Origin of the sequence: Actimicrobium sp. CCI2.3 (assembly GCF_035019065.1) — a bacterium.
Taxonomy (GTDB): domain Bacteria; phylum Pseudomonadota; class Gammaproteobacteria; order Burkholderiales; family Burkholderiaceae_D; genus Actimicrobium.
Window position 1 is genome coordinate 50110 of the sequence record NZ_JASJWR010000019.1, and the last position, 18721, is coordinate 68830.

General features: G+C 55.2%; 18 protein-coding genes. 10 read left to right on the plus strand and 8 right to left on the minus strand.

What is annotated here, in order from left to right:
* Positions 1–101: 101 nt before the first annotated feature.
* On the plus strand, positions 102–1388 hold the full coding sequence (locus QN370_RS11955) for an MFS transporter (RefSeq protein WP_322127085.1): 1287 nt from the start codon (positions 102–104) through the stop codon (positions 1386–1388).
* Between the two features lie 221 nt (positions 1389–1609).
* Positions 1610–2734, plus strand: coding sequence for an NAD(P)/FAD-dependent oxidoreductase (locus tag QN370_RS11960; protein WP_322127084.1), 1125 nt, complete (start codon positions 1610–1612; stop codon positions 2732–2734).
* A 143-nt stretch (positions 2735–2877) separates the two neighbouring features.
* On the opposite strand, the gene QN370_RS11965 is transcribed toward QN370_RS11960, so the two are convergent.
* Positions 2878–3492, minus strand: coding sequence for a FlhC family transcriptional regulator (locus tag QN370_RS11965; RefSeq protein WP_323581727.1), 615 nt, complete (start codon positions 3490–3492; stop codon positions 2878–2880).
* Between the two features lie 40 nt (positions 3493–3532).
* Entirely contained in the window at positions 3533–3856 is a 324-nt protein-coding gene (locus tag QN370_RS11970; RefSeq protein WP_322127082.1) for a hypothetical protein, read from the minus strand.
* Positions 3857–4270: 414 nt separating this feature from the next.
* Here QN370_RS11970 and QN370_RS11975 point away from each other — a divergent pair, with 414 nt between their 5' ends.
* The 3 genes from QN370_RS11975 (at position 4271) to QN370_RS11985 (ending at position 6419) form a co-directional block, all read left to right on the plus strand.
* A complete protein-coding gene (locus QN370_RS11975) occupies positions 4271–4942 on the plus strand; it encodes a S24 family peptidase (protein ID WP_322127081.1) in 672 nt (223 codons plus the stop codon).
* 83 nt (positions 4943–5025) lie between these two features.
* Complete coding sequence (locus tag QN370_RS11980; RefSeq protein ID WP_322127080.1) at positions 5026–5817, plus strand: hypothetical protein; 792 nt, start codon at positions 5026–5028, stop codon at positions 5815–5817.
* A gap of 2 nt (positions 5818–5819) precedes the next feature.
* Entirely contained in the window at positions 5820–6419 is a 600-nt protein-coding gene (locus QN370_RS11985; RefSeq protein WP_322127079.1) for an RES family NAD+ phosphorylase, read from the plus strand.
* A 27-nt stretch (positions 6420–6446) separates the two neighbouring features.
* On the opposite strand, the gene QN370_RS11990 is transcribed toward QN370_RS11985, so the two are convergent.
* From QN370_RS11990 to QN370_RS12010, 5 genes are all read right to left on the minus strand, one after another.
* Positions 6447–7943: an ATP-binding protein gene (locus QN370_RS11990; RefSeq protein WP_322127078.1), complete on the minus strand. Its 1497-nt coding sequence runs from the start codon at positions 7941–7943 to the stop codon at positions 6447–6449.
* Complete coding sequence (locus QN370_RS11995) at positions 7940–8722, minus strand: hypothetical protein (RefSeq protein WP_322127077.1); 783 nt, start codon at positions 8720–8722, stop codon at positions 7940–7942. Before QN370_RS11995 ends, QN370_RS11990 begins: the two co-directional genes overlap by 4 nt.
* 172 nt (positions 8723–8894) lie before the next feature.
* Positions 8895–11012: a TonB-dependent receptor plug domain-containing protein gene (locus QN370_RS12000; RefSeq protein WP_322127249.1), complete on the minus strand. Its 2118-nt coding sequence runs from the start codon at positions 11010–11012 to the stop codon at positions 8895–8897.
* Between the two features lie 29 nt (positions 11013–11041).
* Complete coding sequence (locus QN370_RS12005) at positions 11042–11926, minus strand: CPBP family intramembrane glutamic endopeptidase (protein ID WP_322127076.1); 885 nt, start codon at positions 11924–11926, stop codon at positions 11042–11044.
* 17 nt (positions 11927–11943) lie between these two features.
* Positions 11944–12597, minus strand: coding sequence for a response regulator transcription factor (locus QN370_RS12010; protein ID WP_322127075.1), 654 nt, complete (start codon positions 12595–12597; stop codon positions 11944–11946).
* Between the two features lie 278 nt (positions 12598–12875).
* Between QN370_RS12010 and QN370_RS12015 the strand changes: the two genes are divergently transcribed.
* The 5 genes from QN370_RS12015 (at position 12876) to QN370_RS12035 (ending at position 17216) form a co-directional block, all read left to right on the plus strand.
* A complete protein-coding gene (locus QN370_RS12015; RefSeq protein WP_322127074.1) occupies positions 12876–13934 on the plus strand; it encodes a hypothetical protein in 1059 nt (352 codons plus the stop codon).
* Between the two features lie 255 nt (positions 13935–14189).
* Positions 14190–15548 carry a Fic family protein gene (locus QN370_RS12020; protein WP_322127073.1) on the plus strand — a complete coding sequence of 453 codons (1359 nt, stop codon included), beginning with the start codon at positions 14190–14192 and terminating at the stop codon, positions 15546–15548.
* Between the two features lie 208 nt (positions 15549–15756).
* Positions 15757–16188, plus strand: a complete 432-nt coding sequence (locus QN370_RS12025) for a YciI family protein (RefSeq protein ID WP_322127072.1) — start codon at positions 15757–15759, stop codon at positions 16186–16188.
* Positions 16189–16699: 511 nt separating this feature from the next.
* Positions 16700–16969, plus strand: a complete 270-nt coding sequence (locus QN370_RS12030) for a BrnT family toxin (RefSeq protein ID WP_322127248.1) — start codon at positions 16700–16702, stop codon at positions 16967–16969.
* Positions 16947–17216, plus strand: a complete 270-nt coding sequence (locus QN370_RS12035; protein WP_322127070.1) for a BrnA antitoxin family protein — start codon at positions 16947–16949, stop codon at positions 17214–17216. The genes QN370_RS12030 and QN370_RS12035 overlap by 23 nt, the downstream gene beginning before the upstream one ends.
* A gap of 264 nt (positions 17217–17480) precedes the next feature.
* On the opposite strand, the gene QN370_RS12040 is transcribed toward QN370_RS12035, so the two are convergent.
* The gene (locus QN370_RS12040) at positions 17481–18542 is read right to left on the minus strand and encodes a DUF932 domain-containing protein (RefSeq protein WP_322127069.1); all 1062 of its coding nucleotides are present in this window, start codon (positions 18540–18542) and stop codon (positions 17481–17483) included.
* Positions 18543–18721 lie beyond the last annotated feature (179 nt).

Consider the following 18721-nt stretch of genomic DNA (forward strand, 5'->3'; position numbering starts at 1 on the left):
TTTGAAAATTTTGTGCCGCTTTAAATTTTTTTACATAAATATATACCGCTACACCTAGATTTAAAAAGAAATAAAATTAAAATAATATACCGGAGATAAAAATGAGTTGGTATTCAGATCTTAACCGTACAGAGAAACGCACCTTTATTGCGGCCTTCGGAGGATGGGCATTAGATGCGTTAGATTTCATGGTGTTCACTTTTGTGATTACCACATTAATGCACCTATGGGGAATAAGCAAAGCAGAAGCCGGCATGCTTGGCACAGTGACTCTATTATTTTCAGCTATTGGAGGGTGGTGCGCAGGAATTCTTGCAGATCGTTATGGCCGTGTAAAAGTATTACAAATCACAATTATCTGGTTCACTGTCTGCACCGTATTAATTGGATTTGCACAAAACGTAGAGCAAATTTTTGTTCTGCGAGCGCTTCAAGGATTAGGTTTTGGCGGTGAGTGGGCTGTTGGCTCGGTATTAATGGGAGAAATAATCCGGTCAGAGCATCGTGGAAAAGCCGTCGGCACGGTACAAAGCGGGTGGGCTATTGGATGGGGCATTGCGGCCTTGCTCTATACGGCTGCTTTTACATTCTTGCCAGAGAATTATGCATGGCGAGCCATGTTCTGGGTTGGCGTAATTCCGGCTTTATTGGTAGTTTATATTCGCAAGCATGTTCCTGAGCCGGAAGTATTCAAGAAAACGCGGGCGATTCAGAATGAATCCGCTAATAAGATATCGCCTTGGGCAATATTTTCTCCAAAAATGATAAAAACTACGCTGCTAGCTGCTGTGATGTGTAGCGGAATCCAAGGTGGCTATTATGCGATTACTACTTGGCTACCAACTTTTTTAAAAACGGAACGTAATCTGTCTGTTATTGGAACCGGTGGATATTTGATTGTCATTATCACGGGATCTTTCATCGGCTATCTTATCGGCGCATATCTTACAGATCGTATTGGCCGCAGAGCCAATATTTTGGTTTTTACCGTACTTTCAGTAATCAGCGTCTATTTTTATACACAAGTTGAACTAACGAATACACAGATGTTATTTATGGGTTTTCCTCTTGGAATCGCTGCCTCTGGAATTTTTAGTGGTGTCGGAGCGTATCTCACTGAGTTGTTTCCAACTGCCATCCGAGCTACAGGACAAGGCTTTGCGTACAATTTTGGACGGGGAGTTGGTGCTCTATTTCCCATGCTGGTAGGATATATAAGTCAATCGCACAATCTCGCTTATGCAATCGGATTATTTGCAGGTAGTGCCTACTTAGTTGTTTTCTTTACTGCATTACTACTACCAGAAACCAAAGGACGCAATCTGGACTGGGGTGACGATTTATTCAAGAAGTCTGAATTTGATATTAAATCCACCAGTACCATTTAACTTTACCCCAGATCTTCAATAGGTTGCCTTCGCAAGCAATGTGATTGCAACTTATTGAAGTCATCAGAAACTTTAACGCCACCTGAGAGAACTCTCAATTTCAGTACTCAAAAATGAATCGCTACTGAATACAAGTACCGAATCAACCGTTTTTAAAAAAATAAGTCCCCACCACCTTGTGCTTTGAACGCACTAATTTTTTACCGTATTTGGGAGAAGTCATGGATCGCATCGAATGCATCGTCATCGGTGCCGGCGTAGTTGGACTGGCTATTGCACGCGCACTGGCTATGGCTGGTCGCGACGTCATCATTATTGAAGCCGAGAACGACATCGGCAGCGGCACCAGCTCTCGCAACAGTGAAGTCATTCACGCAGGTATTTATTACCCACCCGGATCAATGAAGGCACGGTTATGTGTCGATGGTCGCCAGCGCCTTTATGACTATTGCGAACAACACACAATTGGCCATAACCGATGTGGCAAACTGATCGTAGCCACGAATAGCGCGCAGCACGAAGGGCTTGACCGGATTGCTGCACGGGCGCAAGCAAACGGCGTCGGGGATTTACGGCGCTTGAGCGGCACAGAGGCTCGACTCATGGAGCCTCAACTGCACTGCACGAAAGCGTTATTGTCGCCCTCGACCGGGATCATCGATAGCCATGGACTGATGACCCAATTATTGGCGGATGCAGAGGCAGCGGGTGCGTCGATTGCCTTTCAAAGCGAAGTCGTCGCCGCCCACGTTGGCACCGGCGACATAGTTCTTGACGTAGAAACACGCGGGGGAGACCACATGAGCTTGTTGGCAGGCATGGTCATCAACGCTGCGGGCTTGGCGGCACCGAGGATCGCGCGTCACTTCAAAGGTTTGCCAGAGCAATGTGTTCCATCGGCTTTTTATTCCAAAGGTAATTATTTCTCGCTCGCTGCGAAAGCGCCCTTCTCCACCCTGATTTATCCTCTGCCTGAAGACGGTGGTCTGGGAGTACACCTGACGCTCGACATGGCAGGTCAGGCACGCTTCGGACCAGATGTCGAATGGCTGGACATTGCCGATGACAGACAAATTGACTTCAAAGTGGACGCCCATCGCGCTGATGGTTTTTATGAATCAATTAGACATTATTGGCCAGCGTTGCCCGACGGCGCGCTGCAGCCCAGTTATGCCGGTGTTCGCCCTAAACTAAATGACAACAAAGAAGATCGAGATTTTTTCATTCAGGGGCCTGCTGCACATGGTGTTCCCGGCTTGATTAATCTGTTTGGCATTGAGTCTCCAGGGCTGACAGCATCGCTGGCAATTGCATCGCATGTCTGTGATTTAGCTAGCGAAGTATGAGCCTGTCGCGGCAATGAAAAGGATAGTAAGTAGAAGATCCATTACGTAATTTTCAACCCTCGATCAGCTCTTATAACTCACCATGATAGGCATCTTGCTTATCTATTCCTTGATGCGACTGTACTTGCAAGTACAAACTAGAATTACCGATCTACCGAAAAAATTGATGCCAGACGGCTGATAATCACTCCATTCAGCGAAGACCGCGAACAACCCTGAAAGCTCTCCCTGATCCGATCATTACTGCCAAAGCGAACCACCAGTTTGCAAAAGCAGCATTCCGCAGTCCCCGTCCTCGACGACAACGCCGTCAGATAACGCGAACGACAAACAGCACAATTAGCCACCATGAAACTGGGTTTGAGCACTCCCCAGATTCCGTAGGTATGCCGAGTCAGGTCGAATGCCCGATCGAACGTCAACCGGACATTCCCCGTCCCTTCCCCGTCAGCATCCGGGTTTCCACGCAGGGCACGATACTGCCTGTACCCAGTAACCAAGGCATCCGGATACCGAACTCCCAATCCGACAAGCCGGTCAAACATCACCATGAACAACGAGGCATCGAGATGATCAAGCAGGCAGGCCTTACCGAAGAACCATTCCGGCGAACTGGGATTCTGGCCCGGCTTACGGGAACCCGGTTCGCTAAAAAGCAGACTGACAACTTCATAGCGATCGAGTCCGGTCACCTTCGTAATCGTGGTGGGTCGCGCACCAAGGAGTGCGCACGCACGGGCAAGGGTGAGTGCTTGCATACGGCGCTCAAGAAGGCGCGTATCCATCGGTACCAACGCTTCAGTTAAGTGTTAGCGGACGCGCCGAAGATGCCAGCGGAATTGGAACGGGGGCTCGGACGGAGCCTAGCATTCCGGACAGCGCAGGCGGTACGTCGGCAATATCGAGCAGTTCCGTGCGCATGGCAAAGAGTGATTGATCAAGATTTGCCGCCAATGCAGCGATGCGGTCAACGGGAATATCCCTGATACGGGATATCACGTCTTGATGCAGGCCGTAGCGGTAGCAGGCCTGAACGGCATCCTTGTTTGCATCGGACTGGATTTTTAACAGGTAGGTCAGATTGAGGATGGATAGATCGGGGAGGGATTGCAGTGTTGTCATCACGGTTCTCCTGAGAAGTCTGCAGCAGGGGCAAAGTGTCACGATGTCATGAAGAAAATGTGGGCCGGCTAACGTGCAACGTGCCAGTCAGTTACAGGCCCACTGGTTCGCTTCGTAATGCAGATTAGTCCACACATCCCCAATCGTCAACAACTGCTGCCATTATTTTTATAATTGCAGCTTTAGCTGTCTACATTTACTTTTTTGGTGGGAAACTTTGTAGAATATAACTTTTCTCAACGGCAAAAACGGTCTGACATCGGCTTCCGCGACAGCAAAAACTGACCTACAAATCAAAATCTCCAATTACAATCCTTTTGCCGGTTTAATCAATCGGCACTAACAACAAGAGAGGGAAATTTGCTTATGGGTGATTTCGCGCAAAAGAAAAGCAATCCAGCACCGGACGGAAAATTGGACGAAAAATCAACACATGCCTATGCCGTTCAGCCAGGGTTGAGCCAGCGCCTCGCACAACTCTTCGACGACGCACAAGTGCCGAAATCAGCACGCATCGCCTATGTGTGCGAAGAAACTGGACGCAAGAAGCAAACCGTTCATCGCTGGCTGCTGGCAGACAATCCGGGCAATCCGGACCTCGAATCGTTCGCCCTGCTCTGCCTGCGTTTTCGGGTCGATGCCAACTGGTTTCTCGGCCTCACGCCAACGCCTTTTGCGCTTCCGAGTCCGGTCGATAAGGAAGCATCGACGTCGAATGCGCCGCTCCATGAAAGCGGTATCGCCGAGTACCTGTCACAAGTCGACAGCGAACTGCAGCGCGTCGCACCGGGCCACCTGTCGCTGCTGATGCCGGGTGACGAAATGGAGCCAAGAATCCGCAAAGGCGCACGTCTCGTTGTCGATCCTGCCGTGCAGGAGATGACGAGCAACGGCATCTACGCACTCGACTACAACGGTCAGATCATCGTGCGCACGGTCGAGCACCGCATCGGTGTCGGGATTGTTCTCGCCTGTGACAATCTGCGATATCAGGCAACCGTGTTCAAGGATGCAGCAGCGGCGAAAAAAGCCGGGGTCCAAGTGATCGGGGAAGTCAGGGGATGGCACCAAACCGCTTGGGTCTGACGATAGGCGGAATTTTTTTAGTGGACTTGATTGACCTCATCGAATGAGTGGCCGATAATAAAATCCATTACAAGGAGGTCACCATGACAATCCCAGTACCCAATACCAAGTCCGCAAAATCCAAAGCAAAGTCTGTGTATTCGGCACCCGCATCAACGCCCGTACCACTCAGCAAAGTCACCAAATCCACACTTGCCACACCGAGAAAAGTACGTCGTCCGGCAGTCGGAACGCGGGCGAGCGTCTCTAGCATGAATCGTCCTTTCCAAGAAAATCAGGCGGAGTTGACCGCTGCGATGGCGCTGCTTTATAACCCAACGCACACTCCTGTTGAAATCCACAAAGCATTCAACGCTGCCACCGAGACGATGTCCATGGCCGAGCGTCAGGATGCTGCATTGCGCATGCACCATATTGCCTCCGAACTGGCACAAGATCAGGGCGTGCTTCCGGCCAACATGCTGCTGGCAATCCCCTTCGCGAATGAGCGCGCCATGGAGAAACTGGCGGCAGAAGCACGTACCGCGAGGGCACAGCACTTGGCTGCAGGCAGATTGCTCCCTGCTGCTGAATTTCAACAAGCGCTAGCGGTAACCAAGCAGGCGGTTAGTAATGCAGTCCTCCAGCACCGGATGTTCTACCTGACCGGTTCTTCAGGCGAACACCTCTACCCCACTTTTTTTACCGAAGAGCGCTACCACCGCAAGGACTTGTACAAAGTATCGAAACAACTGGGGAATATGCCTGGAGGGAACAAGTGGCAGTTTTTTACAAAAGGTAAAGGGTCGCTGGAAGGCAAGACACCACTGGAAGCGCTGGCCGAAGGTCGCCTCGACGAAGTCCTGATTGCCGCGGCGGGCTTTGCGGAACGCTAGCAATGACAGCACTACCGCTTGGTTTTCCACCCGCAGATATCAACAAATTCAAGCTCGCCGCTGTCAGCTGCGATCCTGTCAGGCTTTTCCGGGTATCAGCCTTCGACACCAATGAACCCTACTTTGGCCGAACTGGTGCCAACCGGTTTGACGATCCAGAACGGGTATTCGGCACGTGTTACTTCGGCTACAACCTGCGTGTCGCCATCGCCGAAACTCTGCTCCACGACGAAATCCCCGTCGAAAATGGGTTCGAAGTCACGGAGACACTGATGGAAAACCGTTTTGTGATTCGGGTTGCCGGTGACGCCTTGCGACTGGCAAATCTCACCGGCGTACCCTTAAAAAGACTTGGTGGTCATGCCGATTTGTCTGCGACGGTAAATTACGCCGTGACGCAGGCATGGTCGAGGGCTGTCTATGACCATCCGGCACTTGTGGACGGCTTTGTCTACATGTCCCGTCACTTGAATTCAGAAAAAGCCGTCGTTCTTTTTGACCGGTGCCAGACAAAATTTATAGCGGGAACAGCTGTGCCTCTGATCGCCTTTACCGGATTCGCCGCCGCAATCAAAACCCTTGGAATAGTCGGTAGCAGCTAGGACCAGAACTCCGACCTGAAACGGCTCCTATTTGGGGCGAACCGGCAATTCAATGCCAATTCGTGTTCCGCCACCCGTCGCGCGCCCGATCTCGATACGCCCTCCTGCCCCATCTGCCCGTTCCCGCATCCCAACCAAGCCAATCCCCGAGTTGACCGTCGCCGGATCAAATCCCTTGCCGTTATCCGTCACGCTGATACACAACAAATTTCCGTCCTCCGACGACGACAAACGTACCGACGCCAGCGTCGCCTGCGCATGCTTGACCACATTTGACAGCGCCTCCTGAACCAACCGGTACGCAGTCAGTGCCAGATCACTGTCGATACCCGACAGGTCACCCGTTGCCGCGAACACAAAACGGCAGCGCGGATGCAAGGTATCAAATTGCCGGACCATTTCGTCGATCGCATCCCGCAGCCCCAACGTATCGAGCGTTTCCGGACGCAAGCGTTTGACGATGCCACGCGCCATGTCATAAAGGGCCAAGGTATGGCCGATGATGGCGCTGGCATGACGACGGATTTCCTCCAGTGACGATGGCGTGAGGTGGTCGTTTTCGGCGCTCGTCAGATCGAGAATCCGTTGTGCCTCCAGACGCGCGACAATCAGTTCTGCATTGAAATGATCATGCATCTCGATCGCCATCGCTTGTCGCTCTTCCTCGATCAGTGCATGGACTCTGCGGATCAGCCGGCGCTTTTCGGCATTCGATTTCATCGCTTCGTCCCGCGCTGCTTGCAACGCGTGGGTGCGCGCGAAAACCTTGGCATCCATCTCCTGCCGGAATGCCTGCAAGCTCTCAGCCATTGCGGTGATGGCCATTTGTAGTTCACCGATTTCGCCGCCGGCAACCGGTACAACACGAGTCTGATAATGTCCCAGGCGGATGCGACGAACGGCCGCAAACGTGACCGCCAAAGGACGCGTCAACCCGGTCGCGAGAAACAGTCCGAACAGCATACTCATCCCGACCGCTATCGCCGTCATCGCCGCCCCGACGGCGATTCGGAACCACTGCCGGTCCAGCATCACTGACGGAGAAATCAGCACGCGCACGTTGCCGATGTGTTGCTTCGCTGTGACATCCGCACTGGGCTGCGCGTCGGCCGGATCGGCGACATCTCTGTCACCAAACAGCGGCAGCGCAATAACCTCCCGGTCGATCACCGCCTCAAAATCGCGGGCATCCTGATCGACACCGTCTGCGCTGACGATCTGCAGCAACGGGTGCTGATCGCGATCAGTGATCGTCACGCTCCGAATACTTTGATCAACCTGCAACAGCCAGTGCACGGTGCGTTCCAGGTACGCGACATTGCCCGAAATGACGCCGTATTCGCTGCTTTCCGCCAGCAACGAAGCGATCAGATGGCCACGCTCGTCGAGCTCTTGCCAGACCTCCTGCGCACGGGCATAGGTCGAATACAGGATCACAAACAAGCCCGTCAGCAGGACGGGTAGCGTCGCGACGAGTACCAACCGGGTCACGATGCGTCCACCTATCCAGTTGATTCTGATCATGGTGCAGCCTTCTGCGGTCGGCGTGCCAACTGACGTACGCTGTCATCGACAACGAGGTTGAGCGATCGCGCAACGCTATCGTTGATCGCGACCTGGAAATACGTCGGAAACTGGGCTTCCGGCAAGTGGCCCGTCGACCCGAACGCATCCAGCATCGCCTTGGCCTGAATCGCGATATCGTCGACGGTCGTATACGTGGTCGCAGTAGCGCCCGCCTTGACCACCGCAGGTGCGTAGCCGATCACTAGTTGATCGCGCCGATACGTCGTAATCAGAATGCTGCGAATCGTTTCTGGGTTGTAGATGGTGTGATCGGGCAACGCGAGCAGCACCCGCGCAGTCGAAACATTGTCCAGAGCGCGGTACAGCTTGCTCGCATCAGGGACCAATTCGACCTGCAGATCGAGGCCTGCGTAGGTCGCTGCCAGTCGCAATACCGGGATCAACTCGGCATTGCTCTCGCTCAGCAGGACCGCCACCGTGACGCGTGTCTTGCACAGCGCAGCGATCAAACGAAACTGTTCCAGCGGTGACGGATCCGCGAAGATCGCCGTCACCGATGCTCGTCGCGCCGCAGGAATCCCATCGACGATGTCACGGTAAGCCCGGCGGGATAGACCGACTGCCACGACCACGCCATCCCGTGTCTGCTGCAGCAGCGCACGCAGCGCCGCCGGACCAATCGCGATTTGTACTGAACGCGACGTCACGCCATCGTTGATTTGCGCCGAGTCGGCAATGCGTGCGCCCGGGAAACGCTTGGCAAATGTTGCGACCAAACGCTTTCCGGCCTCACTGTCATCTGCAGAGACGATGCGCAACGATGATTGCCGGGCAGTGCTACACAGGACCGTCTCAGGCCAACTGGTCGACGCAAACATTAAAAGTGGCAGTGGCAGGGCCAGAAAGCCGCCCATGAACCGCTTACGCCAGCGCTCATCCATCACGGTGCTAGTAAGAATAGTTCAAAGTCAGGAAATACTGCATCGCGCTATCGTCACGACTTTCCTTGGTCTGGCCGACATCGATCAGATAGCGACTGGTCGTATTGTCGCGATGACGCGCCGTCAACGAGGCGAGCAAATTCCGGTTGTCGCCAAGCCGAACTTTCTTCGAGAGCGTCAGGTCCGAGCGCCCCTGAAAAGTTTGTCCGTAACCGTTGGCGCTTGCCCCGTACCACGCAAGTGCAGCTTGCCAGTCGTTGCCGCATGCACGAGAAACGCCAACCGCGCCGCTGTGCCGGGAATACTGGGTTTGTTCGAACAGCGTCGACGCCGCATTGTCGAGATATGCATACGATAGAAAGACCTTCCAGCGCGTATCAGGCTCCCAGTTGGCCTGCACCTCAGCGCCACGCAACCGTACCTGATTGCCATTGGTGGGCGCGAAGCTGAAGACTTGCAGCTTTTCTGACACCAGATCGCGCAGTCGATCATCGAAGACCTTGGCGTCGAGCAGCAAGCCGTACTGCGGGAAATTGCCGAGGTAGCCGATTTCCTGCGACAGAATTTTTTCCCGAGCGAGGTTACCGGGGGCGAGCGCGGTGGGATAAAAATAGCCGTCGGTGGCACCGTTGAGGGCGGGATTGAAACCGGTAGTGCGATATCGCCAGTCGGCACGCTGCTCGAGGATATCGGGCATGCGCACCGCGCGCGAGATGACGAAGCGGGCCATCTGGGCAGCATTGGCATGGAGATTTAACGCGAGACGCGGCGAAAAGGCCGAACCGGTCAGCTGATCGCGCTCGAAAAAACCACCAGCGTTGAGGCTGACCGCGGGGGTCGGCTTGACCTCGGCACTGGCAAATACCCGCCAGCTACTGTTGGCGACGCGCCCCTGCAAATACGTCTGGCTGTCAGCACTATCCCGGCGCAGGCCAAACCCGCTGACAACCCGCAGCTGATCGGACAGAACCAGCGTGTCCTGCAACTCGGCATCGATACGCTGCTCTGCGACATTCTGGTTGGCATCCACGCAAGTCGGTGTCGTGGCACGCGGGCCTAGTGCCCGATACGCGGCAATCGTCGAAGCGGCCAGCACGTTGTCCTGCGCAGTACCACCCACCGGTGTCCGGCCACCGAGCAACGCATTGACATAGCCGGGATTTGCCCGCCAGAGCGTTGCCAGCTGCGGCAGCAACGTGATCGTCGGCAGGCAGTCGCGCCATGCCTGCGCATTGCTGTGCCGGGTCGCATAGACCTGCACCTGCAGCGCATGATCTGCCGACAGGTGCGCCTGCCAGCGCGCACTGACATCGACTTCCTGCACACCGATATCCGGAAAACCCTGCTGATAGCGATCGATGAATTCGATCTCCTTGAGACCTTTGAGCACAGTCGCCTGCAGATCCAGCGAGTGGGTGCTGTCGAGCTCGGTGACCGAGCGGAATGTGAGACGGTTGAGTCGCGTCGTGTCGTGTCCCTGACCGAGCGTCGAGGCGACATCGAAACCGCCATCCTCCTGATGATCCAGCGTGATGCGGTACGCCGTCGATGCGCCGACATTGCCGCCGTACCGAAACGTGCCGCCCGCCGTGCGCTGCGATCCTGCTGTTGCCGTCCAGTTGGTACCGGCACTATCACGCGGATGGCGGGTCAGTATATTGACGATGGCCAGCATCGCATTGGCACCATACGACGCCGAATTCGGGCTGCGCGTGACTTCGATTCGCTCGATGTCCTCGATGGCAACAGGCAGCTCCTTCCAGTCCACCCGCGCAAGTCCTGGCCGATACACCGAGACGCCATCGATGAGGACATTCATCCGGCGTGGCGTGAGCATGTTCGTGCCGTGATAGCCGATCCGGTAATCGCTGCCCGTGGCCTGCGTGACCGCCATACCGGGAACGAGGCGCAACGCTTCCGTTACCGAGGTGATGCCGAAACGCCGGAGCATGTCGGCGGTGATGATGGTCACGCTGGCGGGCACATCGGCCAGCGACTGCCTCAGACGTGTCGGCGTCAGCACGACGGGGAACTCGTTTTCTAGAGTCTCGGCGTCACTCGCTGCGAGGGCGATGGTTGACTGCAAACCGATCAGCGTGCAACCCAGCATCGAGAGTCGGTGCATCGTATTCAAGACTAGCTCCCCCTGTCCGGTTACGCGATCTGCGGGTAGGTAAAACCGATGAAATGGACCGCGTTGACGACAATGTGCGTCGCGATTGCTACCTCCACACGGCGCACGGACGCATACGCGGTCGCATACCCGAACCCCGCCACCGTGGCGAGAATCATGTAGGGCACGCCACCCGCTGCATGCGCCAGTCCGAACAGCAGGCCCGATAAGGCGATCGTGATGACGCCGCCCCAGCGCACGCTCTGCAAAGCCACCGCGCACCGTTCCTGCAAGAAGCCTCTAAAAAATGCTTCCTCGGCGACGCAGGTGAATAGCAAGTTCATCGCAAGGAAAACCGGTGTGATCGCCGGCCATTTCGGGTCGAAGCGCACGACACCGAGGGCGACCGCCAGGCCCATCACGATAACCGTCGTGATGGCAATGATGAGCGGAGTCTTGCGTGCGATCTCTTTCCAGTCGTCGACAGAGGTCGCGCGATGACACAGCCACGCCAGCAGAATCAGCCCGACGGCTGCCTTGTCGAAATTCGCATACTGCGTGAACGGCAGCGCTTGCGCAGAAACCTTGAGGTCGGCGATGACGACCGGATTGCGAAAGCCCGGAAAGCGGTGCAATGCGAGCGCCAGCGCTATCACCGCCGTCAGGATGCAAAGGACCACGCGTTGCCACCGGCTCGCCTCAGAATGCGCTGTCCACCAGGCAAGCGCTGCGAAGCCCGCGAGTGCGGCCAAGGCTGGCCAGGCCAGATAGCCTGACGTCATTCCACTGACGATCGCTGCGCAAAAAAGTACCGGCCAGACTGGCATCCCGAAGCGCATGCCAGAGGCAATGGGAGGTAGCCATACGGCAAGGATAGTCAGGCCCAGCAATCCGAACGTCACCATCAAAGAGAATTCCTCAGTCATGTCAGAGATCCTTATCTCTAGGGTTCGAGCAAGCCATGACGCACCGCCGTGCGGGTGATGTCGGCGGCCCGGTAGATGCCGAGCTTTTCCTTGATGGTCTGGCTGGTGTTACTGATTGTCTTCGGCGAGACCGCCAACTGGTCCGCGATTTCGCTATTCGTCAGCCCCTGCGCCATCAGCACGAACACACGCACTTCGCGTGCTTCGAGTCGCGCTTGCGGCGACATGTCGCCTTGCACCGATAACGTGGCGAGGCGCTCTGCGACCTGCGGAAGAAAGTACAACTGACCTTCATGCGCCCGTTTGATTGCAGTCGCCAGCAAACCAGGATCGGTGCCCTTGGTAACAAATGCATAGCCGCCCAGCGCATACGCTTCCTTGACGAGGTTGTCCTGATCATACTGACTCAGGAACACGATCCTAGCTTGTGGAAACTGCGCCAGTACATCCCTCGCCGCGTCCAGTCCGGTCTTCGTCACGCCAAAGCGAATATCGAGCACCAGCACATCCGGCAACAAGTCCTTGTAATGGCTAACGACCGTATCGGGCGATGCGCAATCGCCAACGACCGTGATGCCCTGGCCCGACAGCGACATCGCAAACCCCGCCACCAGTAATGGGTGATCGTCGGCCAGCAATACGCGGATTGATGAATTTTGTGTGGTTGACACGTTCGACTCCTCTGACGGCTGTCAATGTTTGATGCCCGGGATTGCCCGCAATATGGACGATGTCACACCACGATCGGCTGCCATGCTGCAGCAAGAAAATTGGTGATGGTCCGACATGGCGGCCGTTGAAGTTCTGATCTGTTTATTTACCATTGAGGCATCGGCGGTTACTCGAGCTCAAACGATGTAGCCGATATTAGCAATACGATTTTCGCTACGACAGTACCTGACCGTTCTATCGTCACCAACCTTGATATGGCTCATCGGAGCGCCCTGCCATGGACAAACACCCTGCCACTGTCTGGCCTTTCTTTACTAACACTGCCTTGCGCCTTGCCGACGATCCGGAGCGTGACGCGGCCCGCCACTGGCTGACGACAACACTGCGCTGGCTCATCGATCACGGCGACGACATCGTCATTCAAGAGGTGACCGGAAGCGCGAAAAACGCCGGCGCGGCACGCCTGCTGCGCACGATCGTTGAACGGGAAAGCGAGGTCGTCGTTGGACATCATTACGAAGGTGATACCCGACTTGGATTATTCGCCATCCCGGTGCTTGTCGAATTCCCGTACGACGTTCCGGAAAGCCTTATCGACGCGGCCTTGTCGTCAATCGACTGGAAAGCGGATGTCCTTCCTGGCCTGCAAGCAGTTAAATCGTCCGATGATTCATTACGACTGATCGCGCGCTTTCATCGGCTCGATGAACTTCTTGCGATTCCCTTCTCCGCATTGCGCAAGGCAGGCCATAGCCTCGCCACCCATGCCGCGCACGAGACCCTAGTGCCCTCTCCGTTCACAACAGTAGATGTACCGCTGCGCAACGCCCCTACGTTTCTGCGGTTTCTTGTCGGTCAGCGTAGCGTGACCGGTCCGGCTTTGATGCCAGAACTCAGCATGCTGAGTAGCCGGCTCCAGCAGGCACTGCGTAACAGGTTTGACGCGCGTTGCAGTGTGAATGTGCTGCGCGGTGGTGGATTTCACGATGCGCTCTATACGGGAATGTGGGAGTACCAGGAACGCCGGCTAGAGCAGATCGCGCACAAAGTTGTCCAAGGTGGTAATGGCTATCCATTGACAGCGGCCATCCTGACACGTCCCCGACATCCCACACTTACGGTAACCGAACTCCGTTTTTTGGCAGGAAAGAATGTGCTTGGAAGAGTTGGATATCGACTGCACACGCGACCTGTAGAAAACATGGATCGGTGCGTCGGGCGGATCGGCAACGTGATTCGCCGTGCTGGCATCAGGAATGTGGATTGCGCAACGCCGAACAATGATGATGAAAACGACAATTACTGCTCCGCGCCGAGGATCATCCTCCCGCTGTGAAACATGCCAACAGAGAGCGTGTTTGGCGCAGTTCATTCAACGTCTGATTGATCAGTGCAGATTGCCGATTATCAGACCGGCAACAGAAGTTGGCCCTCCGCGCCAGATATCGCCCTTCCACAGCGAGTCATGGCAGCAGAGAAAACGTTTGGCGCGGTTCAATAAACTGCGCCAAATTGCGTAAAAAAACTGGCGCAGTTTCTTGAACTGCGCCAAACTGATAATCCACGGAGTTCCACTAAAAAGCCGCTACCCATGTCGACCACCACTGATATCTTGAGCAGTCTGCAGGCCTGCGCCCAGGGAATAACCTTGGCAGAGTTGCTCGTCATGCATCCAGGCGTCGCCAGGCGCACGGCGCAACGCGTGATTGCGACGCTCATTGCACAAGGGCTCGTCGTTGCCATGGGTGAAGGACGAGCCAGGCGCTATGGCATCACCACGCACCGAAGCGTGACCGTACCTGCTATAGCGGCAGATCTTTTTCCCGCATACATTCCGCTGTCGGCCGACAGCAAAGATATCGTCGCCTATATCGACCAACCGCTGGAAGCACGCAAACCGGTCGGTTACCAGCGTGATTTCCTTGAGGCTTACCTTCCCAATAAGACGTGGTACCTGTCTGCTTCGCTACGACGTCAATTGCACAAAATGGGGAAAACTGCCGATACGGACGCGCCTGCCGGTACGTATAGCCGGGCCATCCTGAATCGCTTGCTGATCGATTTATCCTGGGCATCAAGTCAACTGGAGGGCAACACCTATTCACGGCTGGACACGCGGGAATTGATCGAGCATGGCAAAGCTGCCGACGGCAAGGCCGCCATCGAAACACAGATGATCCTGAACCACAAAACAGCGATCGAATTATTGGTGGAAAACATGGGCGAAACGCAATTCAATCGCTACACGCTGATGAATTTACACAGCGCCCTGGCGGAAAATCTGCTGCCCAATCCGGCAGATGAAGGACGGATACGCCAGCATATCGTCGAGATCGGAAAAAGTGTCTATCGTCCCCTGTCCACACCACAGCAAATCGACGACTTTCTTAGTGTCCTGCTCGACAAGGCCAATCAGATTACCGATCCCTTCGAACAATCCTTCTTTATCATGGTGCAACTGCCCTACTTGCAGCCCTTTGCCGATATCAACAAACGTACTTCCCGACTGGCAGCCAACCTGCCGCTGTTCCGTGCCAACCTGTGTCCTCTGACGTTCTTGGATGTACCGGAACAAGCCTACAGCAGGGCAACGCTGGGCGTCTATGAAATGACCCGCGTGGAACTGTTACGCGACCTGTATGTCTGGGCGTATGAGCGCTCTACGCAAGAATATCTCGCCATCAAACAGGACCTGGCAGAACCTGACCCCTTGCGTTTGGCCTGGCGCGACCTGATCAAACAAGCCATGCGTGACGTCGTGCGACAACCCGGGCAGGATGCTCTGACGGTCATCGCTCGCGTTGTCAATGCGGCTGTACCAGAAATTGAACGCCCTGGCGTGCAAGCAATCGTCATTGAAGAATTGCGGCGATTGCATGAAGGTGTCCTGTCACGATATGGATTACGCCTCTCGGAATTCGCCAGTTGGCGGGCAAACCAGACGGATTGAGCGTCCATAAACCGCGCCAAATTGCGCCCTAAAACTTGTGCGGCTTATAAATCCGTACTTCTTCAAGAAGGTCCCCAGCCTACACCAGCATCACCACGCCCCTTACGACGCGACTCGGCAGCAACGGTGCCGGAGTTGGCTCAATAAAGATGGCCAAGCTGGCGCATACTCTTTCAGCGACTTCACCCATTTCTCGAAGGAAATCGATATGCGCGTCATTGTCATGATCAAGGCATCAACAGAATCGGAAGCCGGCATCTTGCCGAGCACGTCACTACTGGCAGCGATGGGGGCTTTCAATCAAGAACTGGTCAACGCCGGCGTGATGCTGGCGGGGGAAGGTCTGCACCCGAGCAGCAAGGGCGCACGCGTGGCCTTCGGCAAAGACGGGCCGCAAGTCATCCACGGACCGTTTGCGGATACGAAGGAGTTGATCGCCGGTTTCTGGTTATGGGAAGTCCGGAGCATGGACGAGGCCATCGACTGGATCAGGCGCATGCCACAGGCTGACGGCATGGAACAGGACATCGAGATTCGCCCGCTGTTCGAGATGAATGATTTCGGCGAGGCACTCACGCCGGAATTGCGTGCGCAGGAAGAACGACTTCGGGCGGCCTCCGGCGATCACCCATCGCGCTGACCCTGCTTCGCAGCACGAATTATGGCCCAAGCATCGGCATCAATCTCGGCATTGTTACCAGACACAAGTCCGTCGCGTGCCGCCTGCACTTTTTGTTGCGCCCATCTGCTGCCCGACAGCGCGGTGTGGGCGGCAGTCAATCGACCGGTAGTATCTGGCCGTTTCTCGGTCAGTGCGACTGGCATGAAATTGAACTCACTAATTGTGTAACAGACAGGAGACGAAGTCTTGGCTAGCAATCTTGCCGAGCAAGAAACTGATTCCTTGATTATCGTACCGAAGGGGGGCCTTGCCTATCTCAGAGTTGGAAATGCGTGTCGGCATCCGCAGTCTTTTCCGTTTTTAGCTCGTCAATGAGTATTTTTTAGACTTCAGATAGACGCAATCAGACGGGCACCCGCTACCAACTAGGAGTTGGGTAATGCGAAATATCACCAAGCAGAATTGCATTTGATACTTGAAGTATTGCTTGACCCAATTGATTAATGTACATGCATTAAATGATATGTAGATTAGTTTTGATGCCCATAAAAATGCGCGCAACATTACGTTGCGCGGATTGGATTTCGCCCTTGCATGTAAATTTGATTTCCAGACAGCAGTGATCTGGATTGACTCCCGCAAGGAGTATTCCGAAGTACGTATTTCCGCACTTGGCTTGCTGGATGGCCGGTTGTATTCGTTGGTTTTCACGGAAACAGCAAATGGAATCCGGGTAATCAGTTTTCGCAAGGCGAATCGTCGTGAGGCAAAACGGTATGAACAAGAAATTAAAACCTGAATTAATAGATGAAGACAACCCGGAATGGACCGATGACATGTTCGAGCATTCTGTGCGTTTCGATTCGCTACCGGAGGCTTTGCAAAGCAAGTTGCGGGGACGTCCCAAAGCTGCCGTGACCAAAGAGCGCATCACGATCCGCTTGTCAAAAGACGTTTTAGAGCGATTCCGTGCGAGTGGCGACGGATGGCAGACGCGTGTTGATGCTGCTCTTAAAGATTGGCTGAACACGCATTCGTTGACTTGACATCCTCCCCGGCCTGAAGAGCGAGGTTTTCCGCGCAAATCAGATCAAACTCGAATCTGGAACAAACCTATCCGGACCCCAGCCCAGTAATCTGGCATAACGTGGATTGTTGGACGACGTGACCGTTCAAGTATCCGGCACCATCACGACACGCCGATGCCGAATAGACGCGAGGTACACGACTGAAGGGCAAGCCGAAGCCAGCCCTCCTCGATGCCGCAAACCAAACTGCAGTCCGCGGCCCGACAATCAACTACCTGAGAATCACGCCCCGGCCAACAGCTTCCAGTCCGGCGCAGACAACTCCATCAGTCGTCCACCCAGTTGCTCGAACTCGGTCGCCCGATCGTAATCCGCCACGTCTTCCGCAAAATGCGTCACCGCATTGACCAGTCCATACCCGGTCAGATCGCCGGACCGGATCAAGTGCCTCAGCACGCCAGTTCGCTCGCTCTCGTTGAGCGAAAACTTCTGCGCCAGCACTTCAGCGCTGCGCACCGGGTCTCCGGTGAGCGGAATGTCGCGCGTGCGACGCATCCGGTCACCCACCATACGCAGCGTGGAGTCAGAGACCGTCGCTTCGACAACATCGCGCACCTTCAAAAAGAAGGCCTGATCATCCGCACGAACGGTATCGTCCCTGAACACGGTCACGCCGTCATCGCCACCTGCGAGAAGACGTCCGACATGAGTTTTCCGAAGAGCGCCATCGCTGGCGATCAACCCATTGCGGCAGACTAGCCGATACACCAGCGGCTGCACCGACAACGACCCGCAACCCACTTCCGAGTTGGACACGACCACGCCTGCCTGGACAACATCCCCGGGTGCCACTTCGAACTGCACCTGCGGCGTAACCACCTTCAAATACAACCGGGTCTCCGTCATCTGGACCGATTCGAAACGCGCACCGGGCAGGCGCAGCAACATCGGCAGCACGTGCCCAAGAAGGTCCAAATTGTCGAGTCGGCGATACCGCTCGGACAGCACCGCACGGACCTCTGCATCGAGAACACGCACGAGGCGTCGCTCGATGTCGTGCTGCAGCCAGTGATTGACGTTGGCATCCAGCAGCTCAGGTATCTCGCTGCGCATGCGTTCGAAATACGCATACGGAATTTTCAGCTTGTCGGCCAGCTGCCGACGGGCCAGCTTGCTCACGCCGTAGTGACGTACATCGCCCTTCTCGTCAATATCCATCTCCGGAACACCCATGGCGTTGGTGCGGTACGTCATCAACGACGACGGCACCACCATGTCTTTCTTCGTACTGCGTTGCCGTTCAAGCTCCAAAGCCAGATCCGACAAGGAACGTCCGCTTTTCATGAGAATCTCCAATCAATAAAAAAGCGGAGACACTTCCCCGCACAGGGATTGCGTCCCCGCCGGGGTGAAGGACACGATGACAATCACCGAGTCCGGATAAGCACGATGGAAATCGTGCGACTTGCTGCCAGTGCTGCCTTGATGTGCCGATCAGGACCGGCATGTGGTGTGGCCGCGAC

Bases quoted from the DNA above. Each gene is read 5' to 3' on its own strand.
- QN370_RS11955 (WP_322127085.1), top strand. From the start codon at position 102: ATGAGTTGGTATTCAGATCTTAACCGTACAGAGAAACGCACCTTTATT.
- QN370_RS11960 (WP_322127084.1), top strand. From the start codon at position 1,610: ATGGATCGCATCGAATGCATCGTCATCGGTGCCGGCGTAGTTGGACTG.
- QN370_RS11965 (WP_323581727.1), bottom strand. From the start codon at position 3,492: ATGCAAGCACTCACCCTTGCCCGTGCGTGCGCACTCCTTGGTGCGCGA.
- QN370_RS11970 (WP_322127082.1), bottom strand. From the start codon at position 3,856: ATGACAACACTGCAATCCCTCCCCGATCTATCCATCCTCAATCTGACC.
- QN370_RS11980 (WP_322127080.1), top strand. From the start codon at position 5,026: ATGACAATCCCAGTACCCAATACCAAGTCCGCAAAATCCAAAGCAAAG.
- QN370_RS11985 (WP_322127079.1), top strand. From the start codon at position 5,820: ATGACAGCACTACCGCTTGGTTTTCCACCCGCAGATATCAACAAATTC.
- QN370_RS11990 (WP_322127078.1), bottom strand. From the start codon at position 7,943: ATGATCAGAATCAACTGGATAGGTGGACGCATCGTGACCCGGTTGGTA.
- QN370_RS12000 (WP_322127249.1), bottom strand. From the start codon at position 11,012: ATGCACCGACTCTCGATGCTGGGTTGCACGCTGATCGGTTTGCAGTCA.
- QN370_RS12005 (WP_322127076.1), bottom strand. From the start codon at position 11,926: ATGACTGAGGAATTCTCTTTGATGGTGACGTTCGGATTGCTGGGCCTG.
- QN370_RS12015 (WP_322127074.1), top strand. From the start codon at position 12,876: ATGGACAAACACCCTGCCACTGTCTGGCCTTTCTTTACTAACACTGCC.
- QN370_RS12020 (WP_322127073.1), top strand. From the start codon at position 14,190: ATGTCGACCACCACTGATATCTTGAGCAGTCTGCAGGCCTGCGCCCAG.
- QN370_RS12025 (WP_322127072.1), top strand. From the start codon at position 15,757: ATGCGCGTCATTGTCATGATCAAGGCATCAACAGAATCGGAAGCCGGC.
- QN370_RS12035 (WP_322127070.1), top strand. From the start codon at position 16,947: ATGAACAAGAAATTAAAACCTGAATTAATAGATGAAGACAACCCGGAA.
- QN370_RS12040 (WP_322127069.1), bottom strand. From the start codon at position 18,542: ATGAAAAGCGGACGTTCCTTGTCGGATCTGGCTTTGGAGCTTGAACGG.